Source organism: Azoarcus sp. TTM-91, assembly GCF_012911025.1.
Lineage (GTDB): Bacteria > Pseudomonadota > Gammaproteobacteria > Burkholderiales > Rhodocyclaceae > Azoarcus.
This window is the reverse complement of sequence record NZ_WUEI01000088.1, coordinates 1-18121: the sequence shown is the minus strand read 5'-3', so window position 1 is coordinate 18121 and position 18121 is coordinate 1. Positions and strand designations below refer to the sequence as shown.

At 70.6% G+C, this 18121-nt stretch carries 17 protein-coding genes; 10 read left to right on the top strand and 7 right to left on the bottom strand.

All coding sequences use genetic code 11. The annotated features are described in order from the left end of the window. Nucleotides 1-156: 156 nt before the first annotated feature. The 7 genes from nifS (at nt 157) to nifM (ending at nt 5761) form a co-directional block, all read left to right on the top strand. Nucleotides 157-1380, top strand: a complete 1224-nt coding sequence (nifS, locus tag GRF61_RS18525; protein ID WP_169152103.1) for a cysteine desulfurase NifS — start codon at nt 157-159, stop codon at nt 1378-1380. Nucleotides 1381-1403: 23 nt separating this feature from the next. Beyond that, nucleotides 1404-2615, top strand: coding sequence for a homocitrate synthase (nifV, locus tag GRF61_RS18520; protein ID WP_169152102.1), 1212 nt, complete (start codon nt 1404-1406; stop codon nt 2613-2615). Between the two features lie 4 nt (nt 2616-2619). Further along, entirely contained in the window at nt 2620-3441 is an 822-nt protein-coding gene (cysE, locus tag GRF61_RS18515) for a serine O-acetyltransferase (protein WP_169152101.1), read from the top strand. Next, complete coding sequence (locus GRF61_RS18510) at nt 3441-3965, top strand: hypothetical protein (protein WP_169152100.1); 525 nt, start codon at nt 3441-3443, stop codon at nt 3963-3965. Before cysE ends, GRF61_RS18510 begins: the two co-directional genes overlap by 1 nt. 19 nt (nt 3966-3984) lie before the next feature. Then, nucleotides 3985-4302, top strand: coding sequence for a nitrogenase-stabilizing/protective protein NifW (locus tag GRF61_RS18505; protein ID WP_169152099.1), 318 nt, complete (start codon nt 3985-3987; stop codon nt 4300-4302). Nucleotides 4303-4336: 34 nt separating this feature from the next. Further along, on the top strand, nt 4337-4843 hold the full coding sequence (locus GRF61_RS18500) for a nitrogen fixation protein NifZ (protein ID WP_133589980.1): 507 nt from the start codon (nt 4337-4339) through the stop codon (nt 4841-4843). Between the two features lie 63 nt (nt 4844-4906). After that, on the top strand, nt 4907-5761 hold the full coding sequence (nifM, locus tag GRF61_RS18495) for a nitrogen fixation protein NifM (RefSeq protein WP_169152098.1): 855 nt from the start codon (nt 4907-4909) through the stop codon (nt 5759-5761). Between the two features lie 156 nt (nt 5762-5917). Here the strand turns inward: nifM and GRF61_RS18490 are convergent, their stop codons facing one another. The 7 genes from GRF61_RS18490 to GRF61_RS18460 form a co-directional block, all read right to left on the bottom strand. Then, complete coding sequence (locus GRF61_RS18490; RefSeq protein ID WP_169152097.1) at nt 5918-6898, bottom strand: hypothetical protein; 981 nt, start codon at nt 6896-6898, stop codon at nt 5918-5920. A gap of 152 nt (nt 6899-7050) precedes the next feature. Then, entirely contained in the window at nt 7051-8061 is a 1011-nt protein-coding gene (locus GRF61_RS18485) for an HD domain-containing phosphohydrolase (protein WP_248281325.1), read from the bottom strand. Then, nucleotides 8058-11405 carry a PAS domain S-box protein gene (locus tag GRF61_RS18480; RefSeq protein ID WP_211166072.1) on the bottom strand — a complete coding sequence of 1116 codons (3348 nt, stop codon included), beginning with the start codon at nt 11403-11405 and terminating at the stop codon, nt 8058-8060. Before GRF61_RS18480 ends, GRF61_RS18485 begins: the two co-directional genes overlap by 4 nt. Nucleotides 11406-11741: 336 nt before the next feature. After that, complete coding sequence (locus GRF61_RS18475; protein ID WP_169152096.1) at nt 11742-12086, bottom strand: hypothetical protein; 345 nt, start codon at nt 12084-12086, stop codon at nt 11742-11744. Nucleotides 12087-12140: 54 nt separating this feature from the next. Then, nucleotides 12141-12593: a DUF411 domain-containing protein gene (locus GRF61_RS18470; protein ID WP_169152095.1), complete on the bottom strand. Its 453-nt coding sequence runs from the start codon at nt 12591-12593 to the stop codon at nt 12141-12143. Then, a complete protein-coding gene (locus GRF61_RS18465; protein WP_169152094.1) occupies nt 12590-14041 on the bottom strand; it encodes a heavy metal sensor histidine kinase in 1452 nt (483 codons plus the stop codon). The genes GRF61_RS18470 and GRF61_RS18465 overlap by 4 nt, the downstream gene beginning before the upstream one ends. Continuing rightward, nucleotides 14038-14718 carry a heavy metal response regulator transcription factor gene (locus GRF61_RS18460; RefSeq protein WP_169152104.1) on the bottom strand — a complete coding sequence of 227 codons (681 nt, stop codon included), beginning with the start codon at nt 14716-14718 and terminating at the stop codon, nt 14038-14040. The genes GRF61_RS18465 and GRF61_RS18460 overlap by 4 nt, the downstream gene beginning before the upstream one ends. A gap of 161 nt (nt 14719-14879) precedes the next feature. Between GRF61_RS18460 and GRF61_RS18455 the strand changes: the two genes are divergently transcribed. Genes GRF61_RS18455 through GRF61_RS18445 form a run of 3 tightly spaced genes read left to right on the top strand, consistent with a single transcriptional unit; the run spans nt 14880 to nt 18048 of the window. Continuing rightward, nucleotides 14880-15188, top strand: coding sequence for a hypothetical protein (locus GRF61_RS18455; RefSeq protein WP_169152093.1), 309 nt, complete (start codon nt 14880-14882; stop codon nt 15186-15188). After that, a complete protein-coding gene (locus GRF61_RS18450) occupies nt 15185-16624 on the top strand; it encodes a TolC family protein (RefSeq protein ID WP_169152092.1) in 1440 nt (479 codons plus the stop codon). Before GRF61_RS18455 ends, GRF61_RS18450 begins: the two co-directional genes overlap by 4 nt. Nucleotides 16625-16638: 14 nt before the next feature. Beyond that, complete coding sequence (locus tag GRF61_RS18445; protein ID WP_169152091.1) at nt 16639-18048, top strand: copper oxidase; 1410 nt, start codon at nt 16639-16641, stop codon at nt 18046-18048. Nucleotides 18049-18121: the final 73 nt, after the last annotated feature.

The window sequence follows — 18121 nt, the reverse complement described above, 5'->3', positions numbered from 1 at the left end:
CCCTGCCCGCCTGACCGACTCCCCCCTGCCCCACCCCTGGCGGGCGGGGCAGGCCAGACACCGGCGGCGCCACCCCGCGACCGCCAGCGACACAGCCTCTGCACCGCACAGGCCGGCCACCCCGGACCGGCGCGGCGCAGCCCAGCGGAGAGCATGATGAGCATCCCCAGCCCGACCCCGATCTACCTCGACAACAACGCCACCACCCGCTGCGCGCCGGAAGCGGTCGCGGCCATGCTGCCCTACTTCACCGAGCAGTTCGGCAACCCCTCGTCCATGCACAGCTTCGGCGCCAAGGTCGGCCACGCGGTGAAAAGCGCCCGGGCCTCGCTGCAGAAGCTGCTGGGGGCGGAGTACGACTCCGAGATCATCTACACCGCCGGCGGCACCGAGGCGGACAACACCGCCATCCTGTCGGCGCTCAAGGCCAACCCTGAGCGCAAGGAAATCATCACCACCATGGTGGAGCACCATGCGGTGCTGCACCTGTGCGACCAGCTGGAAAAAGAGGGCTACACCATCCACCGCCTGAAAGTGGACGGCAAGGGCCGGCTGAACCTGGACGAGTACGCCGCGCTGCTGTCCGACAAAGTGGCGGTGGTGTCGGTGATGTGGGCCAACAACGAAACCGGCACCTACTTCCCGGTGAAGCAGATGGCCGAGATGGCGCACGCCGCCGGCATCCTGTTCCACACCGACGCGGTGCAGGCGGTGGGCAAGATTCCGCTGGACCTGGCCAACTCCGCCATCGACATGCTCTCCATGTCCGGCCACAAGCTGCACGCGCCCAAGGGCATAGGCGCCCTGTACCTGCGCCGCGGCGCCCGTTTCCGTCCGCTGCTGCGCGGCGGCGGCCAGGAGCGCGGCCGCCGTGCCGGCACCGAGAACGTGCCCTCCATCATCGGCCTGGGCGTGGCCGCCGAGCTGGCGCTGGAGCGCATGGAGCTGGAGAACACCTATGTGCGCGCCCTGCGCGACAAGCTGCAGGCCGGCATCCTCTCCGCCGTGCCGCACGCCTTCGCCACCGGCGATGTGGACAACCGCCTGCCCAACACGCTGAACATCGCCTTCGAATACGTGGAAGGCGAGGCCATCCTGATGCTGCTGAACAAGCAGGGCATCGCCGCCTCCTCCGGCTCCGCCTGCACCTCCGGCTCGCTGGAACCCTCGCACGTGATGCGGGCGATGGGCATTCCCTACACCGCCGCCCACGGCACCATCCGCTTCTCGCTGTCGCACGAGAACACCGAGACGGAGATCGACCGCGTGATCGCCGCGGTGCCGCCCATCATCGCCCAGCTGCGCAAGCTGTCGCCCTACTGGGGCGAGAACGGGCCGGTGACGGACCCGGAAAAGGCCTTCGCCCCCACCTACGCCTGATCCACGCCCAGGAGAAAGCGGCCATGGCTGCCACAGTGGTGATCGACGACACGACGCTGCGCGACGGCGAACAATCGGCGGGGGTGGCCTTCACCCGCGCCGAGAAGTGCGAGATCGCCCGCATCCTTGCCGAGATCGGGGTGCCGGAGCTGGAGATCGGCATCCCCGCCATGGGCGCGGAGGAGGCCGGCGACATCCGCGCCATGGCCGCCACCCTGGCCGACGCCGGCCACGACACCCGGCTCATCGTCTGGGGCCGGCTCACCGGCAAGGACATCGACGCCTGCCGCAGCCTGCCGGTGCACATGCTGGAACTGTCGGTGCCGGTTTCCGACCAGCAGATCCGGCACAAGCTGGGCGCCGACCGCGACGAGGTATTGGCGCGCATCGCCCGCTGGGTGCCGGTGGCGCGCGAGGCCGGCTTCGACATCGGCGTCGGCGGCGAGGATGCCTCCCGCGCCGACCCGGCCTTTCTCACCGAAGTCGTGCAGGCCGCCGAGGCCGCCGGCGCCCGCCGCTTCCGCTTCGCCGACACCCTGGGCGTGCTGGACCCCTTCGCCACCTACGAAGCCATCGCCGCCCTGCGTGCCGCCTGTACGCTGGAGCTGGAGATGCACGCCCATGACGACCTCGGACTGGCCACCGCCAACACCCTGGCGGCGGTGCGTGCCGGCGCCACGCATGTGAACACCACGGTGAACGGCCTGGGCGAGCGCGCCGGCAACGCCGCGCTGGAAGAGGTCGCCCTCGGCCTGCGCCAGTTCCACGGCGTCGGCGAGTTGATCGACTTCCGCCGCCTGCTGGATGCCTCCCAGGCGGTGGCCCGCGCCTCCGGCCGGCCGGTGGGCTGGCACAAGAGCGTGGTCGGCGAGGGCGTATTCACCCACGAGGCCGGCATCCACGTGGATGGCCTGCTGAAGGACCCGGCCAACTACCAGGGCATAGATCCCGCCCTGCTCGGCCGCAGCCACCGCCTGCTGCTGGGCAAGCACTCCGGCGGCCGCGGCGTGGTCACCGCCTACGCCGCGCTGGGCATCGCCCTGAGCGACGCCGAGACCGCCTGCCTGCTGGCCCGCATCCGCGACTTCGCCAGCCAGGCCAAGCGCACGCCGGACAGCGCCGACCTGCTCGCCTTCCATGCTGAACTGCGTGCCAGCAGCACCCGGCCCGCCGACCTGCTGCCCGGCCTGCACGCCCGCCTGGAGGCGGACGGCCTGCCGTTGGCCGGAGCCTGATGCCATGAACACGAAATCCGCCGCCATGACTGGAGAATCAGCCGAGCCGGGCCTGTTCGCCCTGCTGCGCGAGGACGTGCGCTGCGTCTTCGGCCGCGACCCCGCCGCGCGCACCGCCTGGGAAGTGCTCACCACCTACCCCGGCGTGCATGCGGTGATGTCCCACCGCATCGCCCATGCCCTGTGGCGCCGCGGTTGGCGCTACCCTGCCCGGCTGGTGAGCTTCCTGGCGCGGGTGTTCACCAATGTGGACATCCACCCCGGCGCCCGCATCGGCCGCCGCTTCTTCATCGACCACGGTGCCGGCGTGGTGGTGGGCGAAACCGCCGAGATCGGCGACGACGTCACCCTGTACCACGGCGTCACCCTGGGCGGCACCACCTGGAACCCGGGCAAGCGCCATCCCACGCTGGGCGACCATGTGGTGGTCGGCGCCGGCGCCAAGATCCTCGGCGCCATCACCATAGGCCCGCGGGTGCGGGTGGGCGCCAACTCGGTGGTGGTGAAGAACGTGCCGGCCGACCGCACGGTGGTCGGCATCCCTGCCCGGGTGGTGAGGCGCGAAGCCCCCATCCTGGCCGCTACCGACGAACTCAACCTCGACCATCACCTGCTGCCGGACCCGGTCGGGCACACGCTGAACTGCCTGGTGGACCGTATCAAATCGCTGGAATCCGAGCTGGCCGGGCTGCGCGCCGCCGCCTCCGCGCCCGCCGCCCACGCGGTGGTGCCGCTGCTGGCGCAGGGCGCGGTCGACTGCAACGCCAACACCGATGGCGCCTGTCCCACCTGTGCCTGCCAACCCGAGACCGCCGAGGTGAAGTGATGGATCTGCTGCATTTCGACCCGCAACCGCTGTACTTCGACGACCCGCTGCCCGAGGGCGTGCTGGAGCTGATCGAAGGCGCCGGCGCCTGCTACGGCGAGCCGGAAGCCGAGGGTCTGCTGGCCCGGGCCGCCGAGGCCGCGCCGGACCACTTGATGGTGCTGGTGGCGCTCTATCGCTACCACTTCTACCGCCACCAGATGGACAAGTCGGAAGCCATCGTCTGGCGCTCCATCGCCGTCAGCGGCGCCCGCGTCGGCCTGCCGGCGGACGGCCAGGGCCTGAACGAGGCGCTGATCGTGGCCGCCGCCCGCGAGTCGATGACGCTGACCCGCTTCTATCTCTCCGCCCTCAAGGCCGCCGCCTACATCAAGCTGCGCCTGGGCCAGATCCACGACGCGGTGTGCCTGCTGGAAACCCTGGTGCGGGTGGACGACGCCGACCGCATGGGCGGCAAGGCCCTGCTCGACATCGCCCGCGCCGCCGAAATCGATCCACCCCTCATCGTCGCCCCCGTCAACTGACAGCCAACCGGAGCCCCTCATGGACGAACTCACCCTGGACGAAGCAATGGAAGAACTCTCGTCCGCCGAAGACTTCCTGAACTACTTCGGCGTCGCCTACGACCCGGCTGTGGTGCATGTGAACCGCCTGCACATCCTGCAGCGCTTCCACGACTACCTCGCCCACAACGCCCCCGAAACGGACGACGAAGACACGGTGCGCGCCCACAACAAGCGCTTCCTGGAACTCGCCTACCAGGACTTCACCACCTCCGACGCGGTCACCGAGAAGGTCTTCGCGGTGTTCAAGAAGGCCAGCGGCACCGCTTTCGTCTCCCTCGGCGACGTCAAGCGCTGACCCACGCAAGGCAAGCACAGGAGCCCCGCCGACCATGCGCCCCGAGTTCGACTACGGTGACCGCGTTCGCGTCACCCGCAATGTGCGCGACGACGGCACCTTCCCCGGCATGGACGTCGGCGAACTGCTGGTGCGCCGCGGCAGCATAGGCACGGTGATCGAGATCGGCACCTTCCTGCAGGACCAGATCATCTACACCGTGCATTTCCTCGAGATCGACCGCATCGTCGGCTGCCGCCAGGAAGAGCTGATCGGCGCAGACGAAGCCTGGAACCCCAGCCGCTACGAGTCGCGCGAGAAAGTGCTCGCCGGCCGCAGCTTCGCGGTGGATGGCGAGGTCGTCGTGCCCAAGGGCACGGTGGGCGAGGTCATCCGCGTGCTGCGCGACATGCCCGGCGGCGTGCATTACCACGTCTCCTTTCCCAACCGCTTCCTCTGCATTCCCGAAGCCTCGCTCGAACCCCTGCCGGCGCCGCCGGTGCGCAAGCGCCAGCTCTCTGCCCAGGACGACGCGGACGCCGACGAAGAGGAAAGCGCATGAACACCCTTCTTCACCGCGCCGCCTGCATGGCGGCCGTACAGCAAGCTCCGGGAGCATGAAGCGATGAGCAACACCGCCTACTACGAACTGAAAGCCGCCCTCGCCCTGTTCGGCCGCGACGCCAGCTCGCTGGAAGGCGCCGACCGGGAACGGGTGCAATCCGTTGCCCGGCGCTATGTACAGATCGAAGCCGTGGTACTCGCCAGCGACGAAGCCCAGGGCGTATGCCTGGCACCGGACGCGGTGGCCAACTCGCTGGAAGAGATCCGCGGCAGCTTCCCGGAAGTGGAAGCCTTCAACGCCGCGATGGACGCCGTCGGCCTCAGCGAGACCGCCCTCAGCGCCGCGCTGCAGCGCGACCTGCTGGTGGAGGCGGTGCTATCCCGCGTCGGCTCGCGCGCCGGCGAGGTCGGCCGCACCGAGGCGGAGATCTTCTACCTCAACCATCGCGAGCGCTTCCACAGCCCGGAGCGCCGCACCGCCCGCCACATCCTGATCACGGTGAACGAGGACTACACCGACAACACCCGCGAGCGGGTGCAGCACCGCATCAAGGAGATCGCCCGCCGGCTGGGCAACAAGCCGGAGCGCTTCGAAGAGCAGGCGGCCAAGCACTCCGAGTGCCCCACCGCGCTCAACGGCGGCCTGCTGGGCGAGGTGCCGCGCGGCCATCTCTACCCGGAGCTGGATGAAGTGCTGTTCGCGCTGCAGCCGGGGGAGCTGTCGGCGCCGGTGGAGTCCGAACTCGGCTTCCACCTGGTGCGCTGTGACGCCATCAACCCGGAACGCACGCTGAGCTTCGAGGAAGTGGCGGATTCGCTGTGCCAGCGCCTCACCGAGGAACGCACCCAGCGGGACGCCAAGCGCTGGCTGACTGCGCTGCTGAAGCGGCAGACGGACACGGTGGCGGCCGGTTGAAGTTGGGTCAGCCGGGCCCGGCTTCGCTGATCGAGCAGTAAGCCTGCTGGCCGCAATCGGCCTGCATCAGGGCTGGAGCCGGCCGGCCTTCATACCCAGGGCACCTCCTTTTGCCCGTCCGGGGGAAAGGGGGACGGCGCTCGAACTTCCGTCCCCTCAATGCCGCGCCTGCCCGGTCGCCTCGTTCAGCGCCGCCGCCGTCTGATGCAGCGACGCGGTGACCTGCTCGATGATGCGGGCGACACTCTCCAGCTTGCGCGCCGCCGCCTCGCTGCCGCCGCCCTGCTCGCGGGTCGCCAGCGCGGCTTCGTGCACCCGCGCCAGCGCGATTCCCGCCGGCCAGCCTTCGGCTGCCCGCGCCTCTGCCGGCGGCTCGCCGACCTCACCCTCCAGCACCGCGATGGCCTGGCCGATCTCCTGCGCGGTACGCGCCACCTGGCAAGCCAGCCGGTCCACCCGCTCCGCCGCCCGCGCCATCGGCAGGCCGCCGGGGCCGGCGCAGGCCGCTTCGGTGCGGGCGTTCAACGCCATCAGCCGGGTCTGGGCCGCGAGCTCGCGCAACTCCGCCGCCGCACCGGCGATTTCAGCGCGCCGCGCCTCCAGGCTCTGCTCCTGGCGCTCGGCCATGCCGCCCACCGACCGCCCCAAGGCCGCCACCAGGCCCTGAGCCGGCAGCGACAGCGGCGGCAGGCTGTCAGCCTGGCGGCGCCTGCGCCAGCCGGCATACCCCCACGCAGCGGCAATCGCCAGCACGCCCAGCAGCACCAGCGGCAACAGCATCGGCAGCGGCGATGGCATGCCTTCCGCCGGCCAGCCGGCGGGCAACATGGAAGCGCCCACGCTGGGCGCCGCCTGGTTGAGCGTCACCACCGGCTGAAAGGCGAGAAGACCCGCCAGCGGCGCGTTGCGCCAGACGGTGGGCCGGGCAGCCTCGTCCTGCGTCGGGGGCGCTGCCGGAACGGCGCTTGCGGCCTGGGCCGGCGTGCCACAGGAGGCCGTCGAAGGGGTGATGGCGCAGGAAGCAACCGCGTCGGCCAGGCGGGCCTGGGCCACGGCGGTGATGGAGAACAGCAGCAGGGCCGCGCCCAGCATCAGCTGCGGCAGGCGGAAAACGCACGACCCGGCGGTGGCGGACATGGCTTCGCTTCCTCACCTCTATTGACTGGCCACCGAGCGGCGCAGGCGGCGGCGACCTTACGTCTGACTTTAGGCGCAGGGATGCCCGGCTGCAAACCGCGGCGAAGCGCCCGGGGGCAACCTCAGCGGCCGGAGGTGCAAGCGCGGCGGCCTCAGGCCGCGGTCTCGGCCCAGCGCGCCTTCACCTCGAGCACTTCCGGCAGGCAGTCGAGGAAGCGGTCCACCAGCTCGGGATCGAAGTGGCGGCCGCGCTGCTCGCGCAGCAGCGCGCAGGCGTCCTCCACCGGCCAGGCCGGCTTGTAGGGGCGCACGCTAGTGAGGGCGTCGAACACATCGGCAATGGCGACGATGCGGCCTTCGATGGGGATGGCCTCGCCGGCCAGGCCTTGCGGATAGCCGCTGCCGTCCCATTTCTCGTGGTGGGAGCGGGCGATGACGGCCGCCATGGCGAGCAAGCCGCCGTCGTGCTCGCCGATGATGCGGGCGCCGATGTCCACATGGCCGCGCATCACGTCCCACTCCTCCGGCGTCAGCGCGCCGTTCTTGCGCAGGATGCTGTCGGGCACGCCGATCTTGCCGATGTCGTGCATGGGCGCGGCATGGAAGAGGTCGTCGGCGCTGGCCTCCGACCAGCCGCAGGCCAGCGCCAGCAGGCGGCTGTAGTGGCTCATGCGGATGACGTGGAGGCCGGTCTCGTTGTCCTTGTACTCGGCGGCGAGGCCGAGGCGCTGGATGATCTGCAGCCGGGTTTCCCGCAGTTCCTCCACCCGCACCAGCGAGAGATGGGTGCGCACCCGGGCGCGGACGATGGCCGGCCGCAGCGGCTTGACGATGTAGTCCACCGCGCCAACCTCGAAGCCGCGGGCCTCGTCATCCATCTCGCTGAGGGCGGTGACGAAGATGACCGGAATCGCGGCCACGGCGGCATCCGCCTTGAGGGCGCTGCAGACCTGATAGCCGGTCATGCCGGGCATCATCACGTCGAGCAGGATCAGCGCCGGCCGCTCGGCGGCCGCCAGCTCCAGCGCGCGGGCGCCATCGCGGGCGAACAGCAGGCGGTAATCCTGCTGCAGCACCTGGCGCAAGACCTGGAGGTTGGTGGGCTCGTCGTCCACGCACAGCACCACCGGCCGTTCATCCCTGATTTCGGAGGAAGTCATCATGAGGCCTTGCTCCCGGCGGCTTCGCCCATCTGCTGCAACATTCTTTCCAGCCCTTCTGCGGCGCGATCGAAATCGAAGTCGCCCATGTCGTATTCCACCACCGCGTAGTCGTTTGCCCAGGCGCGCCCACTCATGCCCTCGCGGATGCGGCGGACCAGGCCGTCGTCCAGCGCGCCGCGCTTCAGTTCGTCGCGCAGGCGCTTGAGCAGCGGCATCAGCTCCGCCACGTCCGGCGGTTCACCGCCGGCCATCGCCGCCGGCTCCTCTTCCTCCATCGCCGCAGCCTCGCGACCGAGCTGGCGCAGCAGGCGTTCCAGCTCGGCCAGCCAGGTGCCGAAAGGCGCGTTCTCCTTCAGCCGCAGGGCGCGCTCGATGTCGCCGAGCAGGCGGGCGACCGCCTCCGCGCCGAGGTTGGCCGCCACGCCGCGGGCACGGTGGGCCAACTGGCCGGCCGCTTCGGCCTGCTGCAGGTCCAGGTGCTGCTGCAGCTGCGCCGGCAGCATGGCGTTGTCGGCGGCGAAGCGCTGCAGGGCTGTGCGGTAGGCGGCAAGGTCGCCCCACAGCCGCAAGGCCCGCTGCAGGTCCAGCGCCTCCTCCTGCCGCGCGGCCGGCACCAGGGTGCGGCGCACCGTGGTGGCCAGCCCCATCAGGCGGGCGGCCTCGGCGTACAGCTGATCCAGGTCGATCGGCTTGGCGGCGAAGCCGTCCATGCCGGCGCTGGAGGCGGCGCGGCGGTCTTCCTCCAGCACGCTGGCGGTCAGCGCGATCACCGGTGTGCGCGGCCGGCCCAGGCGGCGTTCGTCCTCGCGGATGCGGCGGGTGGCCTCCAGCCCGTCGGTGCCGGGCATGTGCAGGTCCATCAGGATGAGGTCGAAGTGCTGGGTGCGGGCCATCGTCACCGCTTCGGCGCCGTCGGCGGTGGTCACCACCTCGTGCCCGGCGCGCTGCAGCAGGGTGGCAAGCAGCTCCAGGTTCTGCTGCACATCGTCCACCGCCAAGATGCGCGAGGGCGGCAGCGTCACCTCCTCCACCACCTCCGGCCGCAGGTCGGAGCCTGGCGCCAGCGGCACGGTGAAGCTGAACACGCTGCCCTTGCCCTGGATGCTCTCGACCTCGATGCGGCCGCCCATCAGCTCCACCAGCTGCTGGCTGATGGAGGTGCCCAGCCCGGTGCCGCCGAAGCGGCGGCTCATGCTGGCATCGGCCTGGGTGAAGGGGTCGAAGATGCGCGCCAGGCGCTCCGGGGCGATGCCGATGCCGCTGTCCTCGACCGCGAAGCGCACGCCGCCGGGGCAAGCCGCCGCCCTCACCACGACATGGCCACGCTCGGTGAATTTCAGGGCATTGCCGATGAGGTTGGTGAGCACCTGGCGGATGCGCAGCGAATCGCCCAGGTAGTGGGTGGCGAGCGCCGGGTCCAGCACCAGTTCCAGCTCCAGCCCCTTGCCGCGCGCCTGCACGCCCAGGCTGGCGACCAGCTGGGCCAGCAGCTCGGGCAGGTCGAAGTCCAGCATCTCCAGCTCCACCACACCGCGCTCCAGCTTGGCGGTATCCAGGATGTCATTGAGCAGGCGCAGCAGGGAACGCGCCGAGTCGCGCACGATGTCGAGCTGGCGGCGTTGCTCCGGCGCCAGCTCGCCGCACAGCAGCACCTCGGTGAAGCCGATGATGGCGTTCATCGGCGTGCGGATCTCGTGGCTCATGTTGGCGAGGAAGGCGGACTTGGCCTCGGCCGCATGCTCGGCCGCCACCTTGGCGTGGCGCAGCGCTTCTTCCATCTCGCGGCGGGCGGTGATGTCCAGGATCACGCCGTCCAGCCAGATGGAGCCGTCCTCGTCGATGGTGCTCTCGGCGCTGCCGTGCTCCCACATCCAGCGCACGCTGCCGTCCTGGTGCAGGATGCGGTATTCGACGACGAAGTCGCGGCCGCGGCCGAGGGCGGCTTCCACCTGCTGCCGCACCACTTCCCTGTCGTCCGGATGGATGAGGTCGTTGAAGCAGCGCTTGCGCCCGGGGCCGGCGAATTCGTCGGCCGGGTATCCGGTCAGCGTCTCCACCGCGTCGCTGATGAAGATCATGCTCCAGTCATGATCGAAGCGGCAGCGGTAGGAAATGCCCGGCATGTTGGTGATCAGCGAGCGGTACTGCTGCTCGCTCGCCCGCAGCGCCTGCTCCATCTGCTTGCGCTGGGAGATGTCGCTGATGAAGCCGACGAACAGGTCCTGCCCCGGCAGGCGGGCATGGCCGATGGCCAGTCGCATCGGCAGCGTGCTGCCGTCCTTGCGCAGACCGATCACCTCCCGGCCCTTGCCGATGATCTTGGCCTCGCCGGTTTGCAGGTAGGAGGCGAGGTAGCCGTCATGGCCGGCGCGGAAAGGTTCCGGCATCAGCATGTTCACATTGCGGCCGATGACCTCCTCCGCCCGCCAGCCGAAAATGCGCTCGGCGGAGGCGTTGAACTCGTGGATGAGCCCGGCGGCATCTATGGTCACCACCGCGTCCACCGCGGTCTCCATGATGGCGCGCAGGCGCAGCTCGCGGTCGCCCACCTCGGCCAGCATTTCGCGGTGGCGCAGCAGCGCGTTGGCCGCCAGCACCTTCACCGTCAGCAGGATGGTGCCCATGGCGATGATGATGGCGAGGAAGTTGGCGTTGCCGGACACGTTGGCGCCGGCCTCGCCGGCACCGATGAAGCGCGCGGCCATCATGCCCATGTAGTGCATGCCGGAGATGGCCATGCCCATGACCACGGCAGAAGCGATGACCACCCACTTGTCGCCCACCCGCCGGCTCAGGCTGCGCAGGCGGAACTTGAGCCACAGCGACAGGGTGGCGAGGACCACGGCGACGGCGATGGAGAGCAGGAACAGCCAGGGGTCGTAGCGCAGCAGCGGCGCCATCTCCATCGCCTCCATGCCGCTGTAGTGCATGGCGCCGATGCCGGCGCCCACCAGCAGGCCGCCCCACAGCAGCTGGCCGCGGTTGATCTCGGAGCGCACCAGCAGGCTCAGCGCCACCGCCGAGGCCAGCATGCTGGGCAGGGCGGAGAGCAGGGTGACGGCGAAATCGTAATGCACGGTGACGCACAAGTCCGCCGCCAGCATGCCGACGAAGTGCATCGCCCACACGCCGCCGCCCAGGGCGAAGCTGCCGGTGGCGAGCATGATGGCGCGCACGCTGCCCTTGGTGGAGCGCCGCGCCAGCCCGACCGTCTGCAGCGCCATCCAGGAAGCGAAGGTGGCGATGGCGAGCGACAGCAGCACCAGCCAGGGCGAGTAGCTGGGGTGGATCAGGTGCTCGGGGGGAACCGGCTCGAGGACGAAGAAGGCGTCGAGCGCACTCATCGCACGGCTCCAGCAGGCCAGCCGCCGCGATAGCGGGGCCGGGAAGGCATGGTGTTCATCATTATCCGATCAGGTTGGCACGGTGCATCCGCGGGGCCATCAGCCCTCATGGGGCGGAACGGCGGACGCGTCGTCCGCTGCGCCGGTGGCCACATCGCCAGACTCTGCAGGCCATCGCATGATCGCGGAAAGCCGGGTGGCGGGCCGCGCCATAGATCACGGCCCGGCCAGGAGAGTCAGCCCTGAGTCGTCTATACGGTGACAAATTGCTTCCGGAAACGGAAATCGCCCCTTGCGGGGCGATTTCCAGGTGCTGCGACGAAGCGGACGCGGAAGTCAGCGCTGGCCGCAGGGTCTGCGCTCGCGTCCGCAGTGGTCGAAGTCCCCCAGCGGGCGGGCGAAAGTGTACTCGAAGGGCTTGCCGACCAGCTCGTGCGCGCTTTCCCCCACCGAACCGCTGAGCAGGGTGAAGGGCAGCGAGATGACGAAGCCGGCAGTACCCAGCACGCTGGCGACCAGGCCCACCGGGCGCACGATCACCAGGTCGGCCACCATGTCGCCGCCGCGGTCGCCGGTTACCGTGTCGTCCTGCTGGGCGAGCGCCGGCGCCACCGCGGCGGCCGAGAGTAGGACCGCGGCGCAGGTGTGCAGCAGCACGCGGCGGGGAGAGAGCGCAAACATAAAGGCCTCCTGTTCGACGATGAGTGCATGAGTGGCGGACCCCGCTGACGGAAATTAGTGCCGCGCGAACACCGCCTGCCTGCCGTCGCGGTCGAAGCTCACCACCTCGTAGCGATCCGCCGGGTAAGGTCCCTCCATGCCCGGCGAGCCCTGCGGCATGCCGGGGGCGGAGATGCCGACCACCGCCGGCTTTTCCGCCAGCAGGCGCTTCACATCCGCCGCCGGTACGTGGCCTTCGACCACGTAGCCGCCAACCTTCGCAGTGTGGCACGAAGCCAGCTTGGGAGGCAGGCCGGCGGTCTGCTTGATTTCCGCCATCTGGCTGCTCGCCACCTCCTTCACCTCGAAGCCGTTGGCGCGCATGTGCTCCGCCCACTTGCCGCAGCAGCCGCAGTTGGGGTCCTTGTACATGGTCACCGTTTCGGTGGCGAGGGCGGAGAAGGCGGGAAGCGCGGTGCCGGCGCACAGCAGCACGGCAAGGGCACGGGAACGGAAAGCGGTTTTCATGAGAGGGCCTCGTCTGGGCTGATCGTGGAATTGGGTATGCGGGTGGCGGCGGAGTTCAAGACCGCCGGCAACAACAGGCGGAAGGTGCTGAGACCGGCGGCGGACTCGACCTCCACCTCGCCGCCGTGGGCCTGGACGATGGAGCGGGTGATTGCCAACCCCAGGCCGGCACCCTCGCCGTGGCGCTCGCGCGCCGCGCCGCCACGGTGGAAGCGCTCGAACAGGCGCGGCAGCAGCTCCGGCGGAATGGCGTCGCCGGCATTGCGCACCGCCAGCGCGACGCGGCCGCCGGCCTCGGTGATGCCTATCTCCACCGTGCTGCCGCGTTCGGCGTGGCGCAGGGCGTTGGACAGCAGGTTGGACAGCGCGCGGCGCAGCATCAAGCGGTCGCCGGTGACGCGGCCGGCGCCGGCCACCGCGATGGCCACGTCCCGCTCCTCCGCCAGCGCCTCGTAGAAATCCGCCAGCGCCCGCGCCTCGTCGGCCAGCTCCACCGTTTCCGCCGGCCGCGGCAGCAGGCCGTTCTCCGCCTGGGCGAGGAAGAGCATGTCGCCCACCATGCGGGCGATGCGCTCGAACTCCTCCAGGTTGGAGGCCAGCACCTCGCGGTAGTCGTCGGCGCCGCGGCTGCGGCTGAGCGCCACCTGGGTCTCGGTCATCAGGTTGGAGATGGGCGTGCGCAACTCGTGGGCGAGGTCGGCGGAGAACTCCGACAGCCGGCGGAAGGCCGCCTCGATGCGGTCCAGCATGCCGTTGAAGGCTTCCACCAGCGCCAGCACCTCGGCCGGCGCGTCGCGCTCGGACAGGCGCTCGCCCAGGCGCTGGGCCGACAAGCCGCGCGCGGTGGCGGTCACCCGACCCAGCGGCGCCAGCCCCTTGCGCGCCGCCAGCCAGCCCAGCGCGCCGGCGCACAGCGCCGCCACCGAAATGCCGAACCACAGCCGCAGCCGCACCGCTTCGAGGAAATGCAAGTGATGGGAGATGTCCAGCCCGACCCGCGCCGTCACCGCCTGTGGCTGCGGCAGCGGCATGGTGAACACCGCCTCGCGACCGATCAGGCGATGATCCTCGCTGCGCCAGCCGCTTTCCGTGCCGTGGCGATGCGGCTGGGCCAGGCTTGCGGCGCGGGCGGAATAGAACACCTGGCCGGTGGCATCCCGCAGCTCCACCGCCACCGTGTCATGGCCGACCAGGGCATCGTCCAGCCGCCGCGGCAGCGCCTCCCGCGCCGCCTCGGAATCCACCTGGCCGAGCAGGTGGCCGATCATCGCCAGCTTGGCCGAGAGATCGTGGTCGTCCAGCTCGTCGAAGTGGTCCTCCACCGCCTTGCCCAGCACCAGCCCGACCACCAGCAGCAGGCTGGCGGCGAAGGCGGCGAACACCAGCGCCAGCCGCGCGGTGAGGGATAGCGGCCGGCGCGATGAGGCCGGCTGTAGCGTGCCGCTCATGCCCCCTCCGGCGCCTCGAACACATAGCCCATGCCGCGCAGGGTGCGGATCAGCTTGGGCTCGAAGCCGTCGTCTATCTTCATCCGCAGCCGGCGCACCGCCACCTCGACCACGTTGGTGTCGCTGTCGAAGTTCATGTCCCACACCTGGGAGGCGATCAGCGAGCGCGGCAGCACCTCGCCCTGGCGCCGCATGAAGAGCTCCAGCAGGGCGAACTCCTTGGCGGTGAGTTCCACCCGGCGGCCGCCGCGCACCGCGCGCCGGCGCATCAGGTCCAGTTCCAGGTCGGCGGCGCGCAGCACATCGGTGGCCTGGGCCTTGCCCCGGCGCAGCAGGGTACGCACCCGGGCGAGCAACTCGGCGAAGGCGAAAGGCTTCACCAGGTAGTCGTCGGCGCCCAGTTCCAGGCCCTTCACCCGGTCTTCGACCTGGTCGCGGGCGGTAAGGAAGAGCACCGGCAGATCGCGGCCGGCGGCACGCACCGCGCGCAGGATTTCCCAACCGCTGGCGCCGGGCAGCATCACGTCCAGGATCAGCAGATCCCAGCTCTCGCTCAGCGCCGCATGGCGGCCGTCGATGCCGTCGCGCAGCAGGTCCACGACGAAGCCGGCCTCGGACAGGCCCTGCTTCAGGTAGTCGCCGGTCTTGGGTTCGTCCTCGACGATCAGGATCTTCACGGTTTCATCTCGCTTGCCCGGCAAGGGGCGGTTGGCGGCCATTCTGCCCCCGCCGCCGGCGGGGCCGACAAGATTACAAAGATGTAATCCCCGCGTCAGGATGCGGTTTGCCGGCGGCCGCCATCATCGCCCCATCTCCTTCGCCGCAAGGTCCGCCGCGCATGAAGCCCGCCCTCCTCCTGCCGCCGCTCGCCGCCCTGGCGCTGGCCCTGCCGGCAGCCGCCCAGCAGCATGACCACGCCCATGCGGCCGCGCCAGCCTCAGCCGCGGCGACGACTCCGGCCGGCGCCGCGCTGGAAAACTACCGCCGCTGGTCGGCCGACGCCCCGCTGCAGGACTGGCGCACCGCCAACGATGAAGCCGGCCGCCTCGGCGGCCACGCCGGCCAGCTGGCTCCGGCCGACGACGCCGCTGCGCACGGCTCACACGGCAGCGGCCATGCCCACCACGACCACGAGGCCCGCCCATGACACCCAAGCCGAGCCGCCGCACGCCGCGCGCCCTCGCCCTGGCCCTCGCCGCCGCCCTGCTCGCCAGCGGCTGCGCCTCACTGACGCTGGACGACAATTTCGACGAAGCCGCGCGCTTCGGCCGCGAGCATGGCGGCACCGAAGCCCGGTGGCTGCGCGACGACGCCAGCCGCCGCGACACCGCCGCCGCGGTGGAACACATGCTGGCCCAGCCGCTGAGCGCGGACGACGCGGTGCGCATCGCCCTCGGCTACAGCCCGGCCTTCCAGGCCCTGCTGGCCGACAGCGCCGCCGCCTCGGCCGACGCCACCGCCGGCGCCCGCCTGCCCAACCCGGTGTTCGCCTTCGAGCGCCTGGTACGGCGCGAAGGCGGCGAGGCGGAGTTGGACATCGGTCGCAGCCTGTCCATCTCCCTGCTCGACCTGGTGCTGCTGCCGACGCGGATGAAGCAGGCCGAATCCACCCAGCACCGCCTGCGCGCCCAGCTCTCCGCCACCCTCGTCACGCAGGCGGCGGATGCCCGCCAAGCCTGGGTAAGGGCGGTGGCGGCGGAGCAGGCGCTGCGCTACCGCGAGCAGGTGGGCGAGGCCGCCGAGGCCGGTGCGGAGCTCGCCCGCCGCATGCGCGCCACCGGCAGCTTCAGCCTGCTGCAGCAATCCCGCGAACAGGCTTTCCATGCCGAAGCGGTGGCGGAAACCACCCGTGCCCGCCAGCAGGCGCTGGCCGCCCGCGAAGCCCTGGTGCGCCTGCTCGGCCTGCCGCCGGAGCAGGCCGCCCGGCTGCGCCTGCCGGAACGCCTGCCGGAACTGCCGGCGCAGATCGCGAGCGAGCAGGAAAGCACCCAGGCCGGACTGGACCAGCGCCTGGACCTGCGCATCCTGCGCGCCGACCTCGACCGCATCGCCCGCGACGCCGGCGTGAGCCGCGTCACCAGCATCGTCGATGGCCTCACCCTGGGCGGCGCGGTGAACGACGAAACCGGCAAGTCCACCCAGCGCGGCTACGAAGTCGAGCTGCCGCTGCCGCTATTCGATTTCGGCGACGCCCGCCGCGCCGGCGCCGAGGCACGCTACCTCGCCGCCCTCAACCGTAACGCCCAGGCCGCGGTGGCAGCCCATTCCCGCCTGCGCGAAAGCTACGCCGCCTACCGCAGCAACTGGCAGCTGGCACGCCACTACCGCGACGAGGTGGTGCCGCTGCGCAAGCGGGTATCGGAGGAGATGGCCTACGCCTACAACGGCATGCTGATCGGCGTGTTCGAGCTGCTCGCCGACGCCCGCAGCCAGGTGGCCGCCATCGCCCAGGCGCTGGACGCCCAGCGCGACTTCTGGCTCGCCGACGCGGCGCTGCAGGCCGAGCGCCTGGGTGCGCCCACGCTGCTGCCGCAAACCGAAACCACCGCGGCGGCACCGGCCGAAGCCGCCGCCGGCCACTGATACAGGACGCCCGCATGAGCAACGCTAGACGCCACTTCCTCGCCCGCGCCGGCCTCATCGGCGCCGCCGCAGCCTCGGCCGCCGTCGGCCGCGGCGCCCTCGCTGCCCTACCCGAGCCCGCCAGCCAGCAAGGCGCCGCCACCGCGCCGCCGCTGCGGCCATCCACCGGCCGGCCCTACGACCCGGTGGTCACCCTCAACGGCTGGAGCGCGCCCTGGCGCATGAACGGCGGGGTGAAGGAATTCCACCTCGTCGCCGAGCCGGTGGAGCGCGAGATCGCCCCCGGCATGGTCGCCCGCCTGTGGGGCTACAACGGCCAGTCGCCCGGCCCCACCATCGAGGTGGTGGAAGGCGACAAGGTGCGCGTCTTCGTCACCAACCGCTTGCCGGAACACACCACCGTGCATTGGCATGGCCAGCGCCTGCCCAACGGCATGGACGGCGTCGGCGGCCTCACCCAGCCGCAGATCCCGCCGGGCAAGACCTACGTCTACGAATTCACCGCCCGCCGCCCCGGCACCTTCATGTACCACCCGCACGCCGACGAAATGGTGCAGATGGCGATGGGCATGATGGGCCTGTGGATCACCCACCCCAAGGGCGGCAACCCCGACATCGCCCGGGTGGACCGCGACTTCTGCTTCCTCATCAACGCCTACGACATCGAGCCGGGCAGCTACGTCCCGCGGGTGAACACCATGACCGAGTTCAATCTGTGGACCTGGAACAGCCGCGCCTTCCCCGGCATCGACACCCTCAACGTGCGGCGCGGCGACCGGGTGCGCATCCGCATCGGCAACCTGACGATGACCAACCACCCCATCCACCTGCACGGCCACGAGTTCGAAGTCACCGGCACCGACGGCGGCGCGGTGCCCAGGGCCGCGCGCTGGCCTGAGGTGACCACCGACGTCGGCGTCGGCCAGATGCGGCAGATCGAGTTCATCGCCGACGAGGAGGGCGACTGGGCGCTGCATTGCCACAAGTCCCACCACGTCATGAACGCCATGGGCCACGAGGTGCCGACCATGATCGGCGTGGATCACCGCGGCCTGGTGGAGAAAATCCAGAAGCTGGTGCCGGACTACATGGTGATGGGCGAGCGCGGCATGGCCGACATGGCCGAGATGGAAATGCCGCTGCCGGAAAACACCTTGCCGATGATGGCCGGCCGCGGCCCCTTCGGCGCGCTGGAAATGGGCGGCATGTTCTCGGTGCTGAAGGTGCGCCGCGACCAGAAGCCGGGCGATTACAGCGATCCCGGCTGGTATCGCCACCCGGAAGGCACCATCGCCCGTGAATGGACTGGCGAAGCCGCGCCGGCGCCACGCGCGCCGGCCCAGACCGGCAGCTCACCCGACGGTCGCAAGGTGGAGATGCAGGTACGCAAGCCGCAAGGCCACGGCAGCCACGAGGGCCACTGAGCCCACCCCACCGAACGCGAACCACCCGGCCCGCGGCACAAACCGCCCGGGCCGACAGACAGGAGCCCACAAT